The organism is Pseudomonas sp. AK-TSAG1-1, assembly GCF_056821665.1.
This window is the reverse complement of the sequence record NZ_CM165965.1, coordinates 3,577,775-3,591,812: the sequence shown is the minus strand read 5'-3', so window position 1 is coordinate 3,591,812 and position 14,038 is coordinate 3,577,775. Positions and strand designations below refer to the sequence as shown.

Genomic DNA, 14,038 nt, shown 5'->3' with positions numbered 1-14,038 from the left:
ACACCCGAGAAAATCCCGCGAAAATCACCTCGCACCTCCCGAGGTTTTTTCCTTTATCTGTCACCGGAAACTGCGAATTTCTCAGTGCGACTTAACCCCGGACCCCGCTTGCGAAGGTCAGCGGTGAGTCCTCCCAGTGTCATGCAAGTCCCCTGAAAACCTGTGTTCACAACCAACGTTGAAAAGGAGATTCTTCATGTTCAAGCGCACTCTGATCGCAGCTTCCCTGACCGTCGCTGCCCTGGCTTCCGCCCAGGCCATGGCCGCCAACGTAACCGGTGGTGGCGCGACTCTGCCTGCCGCTCTGTACAAAGGTTCTGCCAACAGCATCCTGCCAGCCAACTTCACCTACGCCGGCACCGGTAGCGGCACTGGCAAGACGGCTTTCCTGACCAACAACTCGGCGCTGTTCAGCACCACCGGTTCGGTTCACTTCGCCGGTAGCGACTCGATCCTCAGCGCCTCGGAAATCAGCACCTACAACACCAACTTCGGTGCTTCCTACGGCCCGCTGATCCAGCTGCCGTCGGTGGCCACTTCGGTTGCCATCCCTTACAAAAAAGCCGGCCAGACTGCTCTGAACCTGACCAGCGCCCAGCTCTGCAATGTGTTCTCGGGCACTTCGACCACTTGGGGTCAATTGCTGGGCAACTCTGATGCCACGCCGATCCGCGTGGTGTATCGCAGCACTTCCAGCGGCACTTCGGAAATCCTCACCCGTCACCTGAACAACGTCTGCCCGGGCAAGTTCTCGGTCAACACCACGTTCGCCAACTCGTTGCTGCCAGCCGGTACCGCGCTGCCATCGACTTTCGTCGGTGTTGCCAACACCGCTGACGTCGCTGTTGCCGTGAACGCCGTTGACGGCTCCATCGGTTATGTCGGCCCGGACGGCGTGAACGCCAGCAGCAACGCCGTGGTTTCTCGCGTCAACGGTGTGCAGCCGACTCCGGCCAACGTCACCACCGCGCTGTCTTCGGTCGCACTGCCAACCGCGCCTGCCAACCCTGCGCAATGGGCTCCAGTGGTTGCCAACCCAACCAGCGGTTACCCAATCGCTGCCTACACCAACTTCATCTTCGGCCAGTGCTACAAGGACGCCTCCGTGGCGGCTGACGTCAAGGCCTTCCTGACCACTCACTACAGCGTACCGGGCAATGCCGCTGCAACCATCGCTCACGGCTTCAGCGTGGTTCCAACCAACTGGAAAAACGCTGTGACCGCCAACTTCATCACCAACTCCACCGGCAACAACCTGAACATCAACAACGCCAGCGTTTGCAACGGCATCGGCCGTCCTCTGTAAGGTTTCACCCGCAGTCCGCCGTTCGAATGGCAGCCCCTTTTGGGGCTGCCATTTTTTTTGCCTGCGGGTGCCGTTACTCGCAAAACATGAAGTTTGTGTGACATCCGTTCGGTCGCGGCAGCCGCCAACCGCCTATGTCGTAACAGCAGGTTGTTGCCGACCTGTGGCCATCAAAAGGATCTCGTAGTGATGCTTGCTCGCCCATCCCGCCGCCGTACCGACGTTCAATCTTCCCGACGTGAAGCCGTGGACCCGGCGCTGTGGCTACTCAAGCCGCTGGCGCAGGCCGTGGCGTTGTGCCTGGTGGCGGGCAGCGCGCACGCGCAGACAGCGTTCAGTTCGGGCTGGTTTGCCGCCAAGGGTGCCGCACAGCAATCCGCCGCACGTTCGGGTTCCGGTGCGGGCGGTCTGCCGGGGATGACGCCCCCTTTGGCGCAGCAACAGAGGGCCAATCAGCAATTGCAGCGTTCGTTGCAGACACTCAACAACACGGTGGCGGCGATTGCCGCGCAGCAGGCCGCTCAGGCTGCCGGGCGCGCAGTGGCATCGGGTTCCGTCCAATGGGTGCCGGACGGTCTGGGCGAAGGCGGCTTGAAGGTCGACAACAGCCTCACCCAGGGCTGGCAGAACGCCAAGGGACCGCAGCAGACCCAGGTCGATGGCAAGACCAATGTGCGGATCGAGCAGACCGCCGACAAGGCGATCCTCAACTGGGAAACCTTCAACGTCGGACGCAACACCACGGTCGAGTTCGCCCAGCAGTCGAACTGGGCGGTGCTCAATCGGGTCAACGACCCCAACGCGCGGGCAAGCCAGATCCAGGGCCAGATAAAAGGCGACGGTACGGTGATGCTGATCAACCGTAACGGCATCGTGTTCAGTGGCACCAGTCAGGTCAACGTGCGCAACCTGGTGGCGGCGGCAGCCACTATCACCGACATCCAGTTCAGGGATCGCGGTCTGTACTTCGACAGTAGCGGCAGCCAGCCGACCTTCACGCAAGCCGCCGGCAAGGTCTGGGTGGAGCGCGGCGCTTCGATTCAGACGCATGCTCCCGCCACGTCAACCGATGCCGGCGGCTATGCCTTGTTGCTGGGCAACGAGGTGCAGAACGACGGCAGTATCAACACCGCCAAAGGCCAGACCGTGCTCGGCGCTGGCGATCGTTTCTATATCCGCAAAGGCTCGGGCACCGAGGGCAATGGTTTTTCCACCACCTTCGGCAACGAAGTCATCCCGGGCTTCAAGGCCGACAGCAGCGCCGGCAAGGTCAGCAACAATGGTTTGATCCAGGCGGCCACCGGCGACATCACCCTGACCGGCCACGATGTACAGCAGAACGGTGTGCTGCTGGCCAGCACCTCCGTGTCGACCCGCGGCACCCTTCACTTGCTCAATCCGGCCACTGATACCGGCGGCAGCGTGACGCTGGGGCAGGGCAGTGCCACGGCGATCATGCTCGACAGCAGCGACCTGACGGCACTGGACAGCCAGCACAAAGCCGCGCTGACCGGTGTCAACGCCAACAACAGGGTGCGTGGCGACCAGTCGCGCATCGATATCCAGAGTGGCGGCAGTGTCGAGTTCCAGAACGGTTCGATCACTCTGGCCACCGGCGGCCAGGTCGCCGTCACGGCAGGGCTCCGCAGCCTGGTACGCGATGGTGCGCTGATCGATGTGTCGGGGGCCATGGGCGTGAAGGTCGCCATGCAATCCAACAACATCAAGATCAACGTGCAGGGCAACGAGCAGCGCGATTCGTCGGTCAACCGCGAGAAGGGCGCGCTCAACAGCAATGATGTGTGGGTCGATGTGCGCGAACTGGTGTACGTGCCGGCCGGCACCAACGGCTATGCAACCGATCGCTGGTACACCGCCGGCGGACTGCTGGAGGTCGGCGGTTATCTGGGCACCCAGGGCCACGGTGTTGGTGAGTGGATGGCGCAGGGCGGGATGGTCAGTTTTGCCGGCAACGATGTGGTGACCGAAAAAGGCTCGCTGATCAACCTGTCCGGCGGCACCCTGGATGTGCAAAGCGGAGAGATCCGCCAGAGCTGGCTGCGGGGTGCCGATGGGCATTTGTACGAAGTCTCGCGGGCACCGGGGGATATTCTCTACACCGGGTTGTACAAAGGTTATGAAGACAGCAGCAAACGCTGGGGGCAGACCGACTATTACTTCAGCCCGCTGATTGCCCCGCCCCGTCGCCAGGAGTCGGGTTACACAGTTGGCCGTGATGCCGGGCAACTGGTGATCGCGACCCGCAATGCGCTGCTCGACGGGCAGATGCTCGGGGAGGTCTACCAAGGCGAACGCCAGACCCAGACGCCGCGCGCGGTACTCGACGGTTATGAGCAGAGCCAGACCGCGCTGGCGCGACGCGGGCAGTTGATCGTCGGCAGTTACGACCCGGCCTATGTCGCGTCGGCCGGGGGCTTGTTGTACGGCCTCAATCCATTGCTCGATCACGTGCAGATCGGTGCTGACAAACCAACCGGTGACAGCGTCCCGGATTTGCTCTCGGCAGTGTCCGAGAGCCGCAAGGGCAAGCTGTTGCTCGATGCCGATCAGCTCAATGGATGGCACCTGGGTGCATTGAAGGTTGCGGCCCGGGACCGTATCGACGTCAATCAGGCGCTGGCGGTCGATACCGGAGGCGACATCACCCTGTATGGCCCGGATGTGCAGGTCAATGCCGATCTGATCGCCCGGGGTGGCAGTCTGCACTTGGGCAACGTGCTCAATCAGTTGCAGACCAACTCCACGACCGATACCCAGATCACCGCTCCTGCGGGCCATCCGACCCGGGTGACCGTGGCCAAAGCCGTGCAACTCGATACCCGTGGCGTGTGGAGCAACCTGGCCACCAACCCGGATGACGGTGCGGGCCTGGCTTACTTGAACGGTGGTCTGATTTCGATCCGCAGCAGCGGCGATATCGATGTCCAGGCCGGCAGCCTGCTGGACGTTTCGTCCGGCGGCGCAGTGCTGGCGAACGGCAAGACCCGGGGCGGCAAGGGCGGCAGCCTGACGCTGGAGTCCAGCGCCAACACCGTTGCGGACACGGCGACACTGCGTCTTGATGGCGACTTGAGCGGTTACGGTGTGAGCGGTGGCGGCACGCTGCTGCTGCAAGCCGGCAAGGTGCTGCTCGGCAAGCCGGACGAAAAACTCGCCGATTCGACCCTGCAGTTGTCACCGAGCCTGTTCGAGAAAGGGTTTTCGGCTTACAGCATCATCGGTCTGAACGGGCTGAGCGTCGTCGACGACACACAGATCGACGTCACGATGCCGGTCTATCGTTTCGGGGCTCAGGCGGCGAGCCGGGTCAGCGGCGTCGATCCAGGCACGGCGCTGGAGTTATGGACGCCGACGTTGTTCCAGGAGAACCCGACCAAGGCTGTGTTGACTCAGCGCGGCGGCGCCAGCCTGTCGTTGCAGGCCGGATCGAGCAATCCCAATCTGCTTGATCCGGTCAAGTCCACGTTGGTTGTCGGCACCGGCGCACGGATCAGCGTCGATCCTGGCCAGCGTATCGGCTTGCGTGGGCCCGGACAGATCACCCTGGACGGTGAGCTGAATGCCTGGGGCGGTACCATCGATATTCGCCAGCAGCAGTTCGGTTCGGTGGACCCCGCCGACAGCCAGCAAGAAGCTGCGCGACAGGCGCACAACCGTTCTATCTGGATCGGCGAGCACGCCGTACTGGATGTGGCCGCGCGTGCCGCCACGGCGGTGGATGCACTGGGACGCGTCTACGGTCAGGTCGGCAAGGGTGGCAGCATCGTCATCGGTGGTGAGCTTGATGCGAAGAAAGCCACTGCGACCTCTGCCGATGCTTACGTCATCGTGCGCAAGGGCGCCCGCCTGGACGCCTCCGGTACCGCAGCGGTGCTGGATATCGCCGGGCAGGGGCCGACGGCGGTTGCCACCGATGGTGGACGGATCTCCCTGAGTTCCTACAACGGCCTGTTCCTCGACGGCCAGCTGCGGGCGGCTGCCGGTGGCACCGGCGCTGCCGGCGGTCGACTGGACATTGCCTTGGAAACCCCGTTGTACCGCATTGGTGAGGCCGCTAACGAGGTGCGTCTACCTCGGGAAATCGTGATCGGCCAGGGGCCGGTCGAGTCGCCGTTGGCAGCCGGCCTGAAACCTGGAGACGCCGCACCGGGCCTGGTCTACGGACGCACACGATTGAGTGCCGACACCTTGATGAGCGGCGGTTTCGATAATCTCGGGCTGCTGAGCAACGGACTGATTTCATTCGACGGTGATGTCGACTTGCATTTCAATCAGAGCCTGAGCCTGTATGCCGGTGCCTTGTCCCTGGCCGAGCAGGCGAAAGACAATGCCCGCATCAACCTGTCCGCACCTTATCTGCGCCTGATGGGCCCTGGGGTTTATTACGGCTCTAACGCGTTCATTCGTCCAAGGGTCATGAACGCACCGACTCCGAATCTGTCGGCAGCGCAGTTGAATGCGTCGGCCAACCTGCTGGATATCGGCAACAGCCTTTCGTTCGGCACGCTGGGCTCGATTGTGCAACTCAATGCGCCTTCGGTGCAGGTCGGTCGCCGAGGTTTTGCGCAGGTGTCGCTTGCCAGCCAGGGCGACATGCGTTTTCTGGCCTCGACCACACAACCCCTGACCGACTTGTGGGCGGCGGGCGACCTGAATTTGAGCGCGGCGCAGATCTATCCGGTGTCCGGTGCCAGAGCCAGGGTCAGGGCCGGTTTCCAGCAGGAAACGGCGCCTTCCGACGGCACGCTGCGGATCCTCGCGCAGGGCGCGGCGCCGAGTGCATTGCCTTATTCGGTGTTCGGCGAGCTGACGCTGGCCGCCAGCCGTATCGAGCAGGGCGGGGTGCTGCGTGCGCCGCTGGGCCTGATCACGATGGGCGAGAGCACCAAGTCGGTGCTGACCCGTGAAATCCATCTGCTGCCCGGCAGCCTTACGTCCGTCAGCGGCGCCGGGCTGGTCATGCCTTACGGCGGCACCACCGACGGCATCGACTACCGCTACAACGGCAACTCCGTGTTGTTGAAAGGCATCGCCGGCCTCTCGGCCGGGGTGACCCTGCAGTCGCAATACGTGGATGTGGCACAAGGTGCGGTGATCGATCTTTCCGGCGGTGGCGATTTGCGCGGGGCCGGGTTCATTTCGGGGCGCGGCGGCTCCACCGATGCGCGCTATAACCCGCTGGTGCGTAACGCCAGCGACGGCACATTCAGCCTGCCGGGGCTGGCGAGCAACCCGGTCTATGCCATTGTGCCGGGCGATCAAAGCCTTTATGCGCCGGTGCTCGCGGAGGCGGGGGCGGTCGATCCCCGTGTCGGCCAACGCATCACCATCGGCGTCGGCGTACCGGGCCTGGCGGCAGGAACCTATACCTTGCTGCCATCGACGTTCGCGCTGTTGCCCGGTGCGTTCCGGGTTGAGGTCAATGGCCAGGTCGCGGCGGCGCCGGGAAGCGGCGCACTGCCGATGCGCAACGGTTCATGGGCTGCCAGCGGACGGATGTCGATTGCCAATACCGGACTGCGCGACAGCGTTGACAGTGCGCTCATCCTGACTTCGGCCGATGTCCTGCGCCGTTATTCGCAATACAACGAAACCGGCTTCAGCGCGTTCATCAAGAGCGATGCCGCACGTCGGGGCGTGCCACGGGCATTGGCGCCGATGGACGGCAAAACCCTCGATCTGCGCTTTGAAAGCGCGGCAGACCATGAGGTGGCGCTGGACTTCAACGGCCAGGTGCTGTTCAAGCCAGCGGAGGACGGCGTGACCGGAACCGCCGTCATTCGCGCCTCGGGCGGTGCCCTCGAAGTGCTGGGGGCGGGGCGGCCACGCACGGAGGATTTCAGTGGCGTTTCGCTGTACGCCGACAGCCTCAATGGCCTGGGGGCCGGACGCTTGGCGATTGGCGCCGTGCCGACGGTGGATTATGGCTCTGGCGGCAATATCGTTTCTTTCGGCAGCAGCAATTCCACCCACATCGTCCTGCGTGAAGGCGCGGTGCTGTCCGCACCGGAGGTGTTGCTGCGAACCCAGAAGACCGACGGTGGCATCACCCTGGAGGCGGGGGCAGGCATCAACACGCTGGATCGCGGTGACGTGCCTTACGACTCCTCCGCCGGATTTGTCTATCAACCCGGGGCCGGCAGTGTGTTGCTGGTGTCCAACGGCCGGACCACGATGCTGGCGCCGGCGAAGGCGGTCGGAACCGATGGCGCGGGCAGCATCCGCATCGGTACTTGCGCGGTCGAACCGTGCACGGCTGCGACGTCGCTGTACTCCAGAGGCAGCATCACCGCGGCCACCGACAATCGCTTCGAACTGGCGGATTCAGTGGGTTTCGGTACACGGCACCTGAGCCTGGCGGTCGGCGCGGTCAATGTCGGGAACGCTCAGGCACTGTCCGACAGTGCGGGACGTGTGCCGCTCGGCCTGACACTCAGCCAGCGCGTGCTCGACCGTCTGCTTCAAGGCGATACCCGGTTCGGTGCGCCGGCACTGGAATCCCTCGGCCTGACGGCTCGGGACGCGTTCAATTTCTTTGGCAGCGTGACGCTCGATACGCTTGACCCACAGACGGGCAGCAGCAAGCTGCAGAACCTGGTGCTGACGACGCCGGCGATCTACGGCCTGGGAGAGGCTGCGGATGTGGCAACCATCCGCACCGCCAGTCTGATCTGGAACGGTGCGCCTCAGGCGCCGGGTGCGGTGGTCAGCGGCGGCGCCGGGACCGGTCGTGGCACGCTGGATATCCAGGCACAACGCATCGAATTCGGCTACGGCCCGAACCCGCAACCGAGCGGGCTGGACCAGAACGATCGTTTGGCACTGGGTTTCGCCAACGTCAATCTGACGGCCAGCGAACGCATTACTGCCAACCACAAAGGCAGCCTCGCGGTTTACCAGGAACAGGGCGCCTACGATCCACTCAAGGGATACGCCTACACCGGCGGCAACCTCAATTTGCGTACACCGCTGTTGACCGGTGAAGCGGCTTCGGTCAACTCACTCAAGGCCGGCGACAGCCTGACCCTGAAGGGCGCCGGTGTTTCCGCAGCGGCCAATGCACTGGGTGCGGAACTGACACTCGATGCCCATGACGTCGTGCTTGAAAGCCGTATCGCGCTGGCCAGCGGCAAGCTGGTAATCAAAGCGGAAAATGACCTGACCCTGACCTTTGACGCACAACTGGATCTGGCCGGACGTACCTTGCCGTTCAACGATGTGAAGAAATACAGCTGGGGCGGCGACGTGTCGCTCTTCAGCCACGGCGGCAATATTCGCCAGGCGGCGGGCTCACGGATCGATCTGTCGGCGCAGAACAACCAGGCCGGCAATCTCAGTGCGGTCGCCTTGGCCGAGAACGCTGGCGTGGTTGATCTGCAGGGGGAAATCCTCGGCGCCAGCAGCGGTTATTACGATGCTGGCGGCACGCGGGTGCCGTACAAGGCCGCGGGTGTGGATATCCGCGCCCGCAATCTGGGAGGTGACTTGAACGGACAATTCGCGGCGCTCAATCAGCGTCTGAACGCCGGGCAAGTGTTCGGCAGCCGCAGTTTCCAGTTCAAAGAGGGCAGCCTGCTGATCGGCGACGGGCTCAAGGCCGGTGAAATCAATGTCTCGGTGGACAATGGCAGCCTTTCGGTGGCCGGTCTGATCGACGCCAGTGGCGAGCGGGTCGGCAGCATCCGGCTGTCCGGCAAAAACGGTCTGACGCTTACCGGCAATGCCATGCTGGACGCCCATGGTCGGGTCCTGCGGGTCGACAGCTACGGCAAGATCATCGACGCCCCGAACCGCGCCATGGTTGAGCTCAATTCCGGCGAGGGATTGTTGACCCTGGCCTCCGGCACCCGGATCGACGTGCGCCACGGCACCGACGCGACGGTGGGCAAACTGCCGGGGCAGAACGACGGGGTGGCGCGCGGTACGCTGGAGCTCAACGCGCCGCGCCTGGGTGTCGGCGACATCGCCATCGATGCCAGCGGTGCGCTGAACATTCAGGGGGCACGCTTCATCGGTCTCAACGGCATGCGTCGTTATACCGATGCGCGTGACGGCGTCGATCCGGCGGCCAGCGGCCGTCCTTACCAAGTGATCGATCAGGCGCTGTTCGATCGCATCGATGGCGACAGCAGCACATTCATCAGTGCCGCGCTGGGTAACAACGACTTGCTGCAACGCAAACTGGCGGGGCTGAACAACGCGACCTATGCCGATGTGTTCCACCTGCGTCCCGGGGTCGAGATTGCCAGCCAAACCGCCGATGGCGATCTGGTGGTGGAAGGCGATATCGACCTGTCGCGCTACCGATATGCCAGCCTCAACCCGCACACGCAGAAAACCTCGGTCTATGGTTCCGGCGAGTCCGGCAGCCTGGTGATGCGTGCCGGTGGCAATCTCGACATTTACGGCAGCATCAACGACGGCTTCGCACCACCACCGGAAACGGTCGACGATGCCGGTTGGAAGCTGCTGCCGGGCGTGCAGCCGTTCGGCGGCGACCTGATCGTGCCGGGCACCGGCGTCACGCTGGCCGAGGGCACGCGGTTCCCGGCGGGCATTGCGCTCAATTACGACTTGCCGATACAAGCCGTGACCCTGGTCAGCGGCACATTGCTGCCGACGCAGGCGACGCTGGCTGGCCCTTATTCGCTCAATGCCGGCACTGTGTTGTCCGGCGCGGTGCATGACGCATCGGGCAATCTGCTGTACGCCGCCGGCACGCTGCTCAGCGACAACGTGATCCTGCCTGCCGGCAGTCGCCTGGGGGCCGGTACCCGATTGAACGGTGCGGTTGCGCTGCAGGCCATGCTCTGGCCCAAGGGTGTGCCGTTACCGGGTACGGTCGGTGTGGACAATCAGACGGTCGGGGTGACATTGAGTGGCGCACTGGCGCTGCAGCGCGGTTCGCTGATTCCGTCCATGACCGATGTGGTACTGGCTAGCGGCACGGCATTCATCGAGCTGCGCGGTTATTCCAGCACCACGCAGCAAGGCAGTAACTGGGCCGTGGCGAGCATGCTGCCATCGGGCAGTACGTCCTGGTCGATGCGGGTGGTGGCCGGGTCTGACCTGGAAGCCGCCGACAACCGTGCAGTGAAGCCGTTGACCCGTGAAGGCAACCTGCGCCTGGCCGATACCCATTACGGTTTGAAAGTGGTGGAGAAAAAACTCGATACCACCTGGGCCGACGGCAACCCGATGGGCTATCCGGCCGGGGAGGTGGTGAGCGATGACGAACTGTACCTGTGCGACATCCTGCCGGGTGCCTGCAACGCGCCCGCCAAGTTCCTCTGGGCGGTGGACAACATCGCCGGCATGCCGCCGGGAACACCGGTCACGGATGACGAACTGTTCTGGTGTGATGCCGACCCTAACTCCTGCACACCGAACAAGGGCGGTATTAGCGTTTCACCGCACACCCAGATGTTCAGTGTGTTGCGCACCGGCACCGGTGATCTGGACCTGATGGCCGCGGGTGACCTGAGCATGGATTCGCCCTTTGGCGTCTACACCGCGGGCACTCAGTCCCGGAATATCGACCCGCGCTTCAACCAGCGCCGGGGCGCGCTCACGGATAACGGCTCGGTGCTCGGCAGCAAAGGCGCCGACTATGAAAAATGGGTCGATGGCGGCAGCGACAGCCTTTATCAGGCCTGGTACCCGGAGCTGGGCGGTAACCTGACGATCAATGCGGGCGGCTCGGTCTCGGGGGATACCCTGGGGCGTCGCGGATTCATTCGTGATGCGAACCTGCGCGAACAGGTTTCCAGTGTCTCGGTGGGTAACTGGTTGTGGCGGCAGGGGACGGGCAGCAACGACGTACCGACGGCCTGGTGGATCAACTTCGGCAGCTATGCCACGCAGCCTTTGCCCGACCCGGACTTTGACACCGGCCCTTATCTGGTGGGGTTCACCGGATTCGGCGCACTGGGCGGTGGCAACGTCAGCCTGCGCGCCGCAGGCGATGGCGGCATGCTCAAGTCGTTGGGCGACAGCAGCCTGAATCCACGCAGTCAGGGGCTGATCGTGGCGGTTGGCAGCACCGGCAGGGTGGGCAGCGACGGCAGCCTGCAACTGACCGGTGGCGGCGACATGGACATCCGGATCGGCGGCACGTTGAACCCGTCATTACGGGCGCGGGCAGGGGAAAGCGGTACGGGCGCACCGAATCACGATCTGCAGGGGGCATTGATCAACCTGCGCGGTGCGGCGCAATTGTCGGGCGGTGCGCTGGGCGGTATCAATCTGCAATACGGTGCCTTCGCTTCCCTCCAGGACCCTCGTGAAACCCGGGCCTTCGATCCGTTCACCTCGACGCTTGGCAGTGCGTCCGGTGGCCTGGTGCTGATACCGGGTGACTCCGGTATGCGCCTGGCTACCCGTGGCGATCTTGTACTGGGCGGTGCGGTCGACCCGGGACGGGTGCGCCTGCAGAACTCCACAGCGTTCACCGATACCAGTGGCGTCGCCCATGACGGTGGCGGATTGGCAGGTTTCTCACTGTGGACCCATCACACGGCCATCGATCTGTTCTCGGCGGGGGGCAACCTGACGCCTGGCACACAACTGGGTGAAACCGACACTCAGGGCCCATTGGCCAGCCGCAATACTTCGCCCACTGACGGACGTTTCATCTACCCATCGATCCTGCGCGCGGTGGCGGGGCAGGGCTCCATCTATGCCGGCCCGTCGGCCACCTACCGGGCAAGCGGATTTTCCGCCGCGGCGGCTTACTCGATCGTGCTGGCCCCTTCCAGCGACGGGCAACTGGAAATGCTGGCCGGACACTCGATCTATGCCGGCGGCTACGCGATCAACCAGTCTGGCGCCAGTCTGTCCGCCATCGCCACGCCGTTCGCGCCGGCGTTTACCGGTTATGCGCAATACGGTTCCAGCAGGCCGGACATGAGCAACTACAACAGCGACGGCATTGCCCCGAGTCTGAACGTGCGTTATCCGTTGTTTGCATTCGGTGCCGACAGTTACTCGGGAACCAGCGGCGTTCAGGCACCTGCCCGCTTCTACGCACTGACCGGCGATCTGGTGGGCATTCGCAGCGGCGAAACCTTGCGTTTCGGCACCTCGCTGCGCACCTGGTACGAAAGCGCTGCGCCTGTCTGGATGCTGGCCGGACGCGATATCGTGGCGTCCGGCACCAACCTGGGCCAACCGGCAACGGCGCCGTCGGAAATCGGCTGGAACAACGAAGCCATTTCATCGTCAGGCAACCTGCTGATTCACAACGATCTGCATGATGTTTCGCGGATTTCCGCCGGTCGCGACATCCTGTACAGCAGCTTCGATATCGCAGGGCCGGGGCTTCTGGATATCAACGCCGGACGCAATATCCTGATGGAGGATCGCGCCGGCATCACCAGCATCGGGCCGGTCGCCGCAGGCGATCATCGTTCCGGTGCAAGCATCGTGATGCAGGCTGGCGCAGGCGCACAGGGCCCGGATTATTCACGGTTCATCGCCCGTTACCTGAGCCCGCAGAACCTCGCCGACCCGAACGCGGCCCTCAACGGCCAACCGGGCAAAGTGGTCAAGACCTACCTCGACGAACTGCAGAGCTGGCTGACCCTCGGCTACGGCTTCAGCGGCAACGCAGAACAGGCACAAGCCTTCTTCGCCGCACTGCCAGGGACCGAGCAGGCGATCTTCGCCCGCCAGGTGTACTTCGCCGAACTGCGCGCCGGCGGCCTGGAATACAACGATGCCGACGGTCCGCGCAAAGGCAGCTACCTGCGTGGCCGCAACGCCATTGCTTCGCTGTTCCCGACCATCGACGTGGCGGGCAATCCGATCCGCTACGACGGCGACATCACGCTGTACGGCGGCGCGGGGGTCAAGACCCTGTTCGGCGGTGATATCCAGATGCTCACGCCGGGCGGCGGTCAGGTGTTCGGCATCGAAGGCGCGGCGCCGCCGTCCACGGCGGGGATCATCACCCAGGGCTCGGGCAACATTCAGCTCTACTCCGAGGGCAGCATTCTGCTCGGGCAGAGCCGGATCATGACCACCTTCGGTGGCTCGATTCTCGGCTGGTCCGCCAAGGGTGACATCAACGCCGGTCGCGGCTCGAAAACCACCGTGGTCTACACCCCGCCCAAACGCGTCTACGACACCTGGGGCAACGTGACCCTGTCGCCATCGGTGCCGAGCACCGGCGCCGGTATCGCCACGCTCAACCCGATTGCCGAAGTGGCGCCGGGCGACATCGACCTGATCGCGCCGCTGGGCACCATTGATGCGGGCGAGGCGGGGATTCGCGTATCGGGCAACGTCAACATCGCCGCGCTGACCGTGGTCAATGCCGCCAACATCGCGGTGCAAGGCAAGACCAGTGGCGTCCCGATAGTGGCTGCGGTGAACACCGGGGCGATCACCTCGGCCAGTTCCGCTGCCTCTTCAGCCACGCAAGCGGCAGAAGACGTGGCACGCCAACAGCAAGCGGCGGCGCGACAGAACCAGGCGTCGGTGTTCACGGTGCAGGTGCTGAGCTTCGGCAACGAGCAACTCGCCCCGTCCCGCGATGGCGCCAGCCGTGCGCCGGCCACTGGATACAACCCGAACAGCCCGGTGCAAGTGCTGGGGGCAGGGGTGCTGGATGAACAGGCCAAACAACAGTTGACCGAGGAAGAGCGCGGACAACTGACGCTGTAAAAGACTCTCGTGCAGTACTTTGGGCGGCCACTGGGTCGCCCCTTT

2 protein-coding genes are annotated in these 14,038 nt (G+C 63.9%); both read left to right on the top strand.

The annotated features are described in order from the left end of the window. Positions 1-196 precede the first annotated feature (196 nt). A complete protein-coding gene (locus AC1UK9_RS15765) occupies positions 197-1,306 on the top strand; it encodes a substrate-binding domain-containing protein (RefSeq protein WP_025109845.1) in 1,110 nt (369 codons plus the stop codon). Between the two features lie 189 nt (positions 1,307-1,495). Further along, positions 1,496-13,993 (top strand): filamentous haemagglutinin family protein, encoded by a 12,498-nt coding sequence (locus AC1UK9_RS15760; RefSeq protein WP_482577917.1) that lies wholly within the window; start codon positions 1,496-1,498, stop codon positions 13,991-13,993. Positions 13,994-14,038 lie beyond the last annotated feature (45 nt).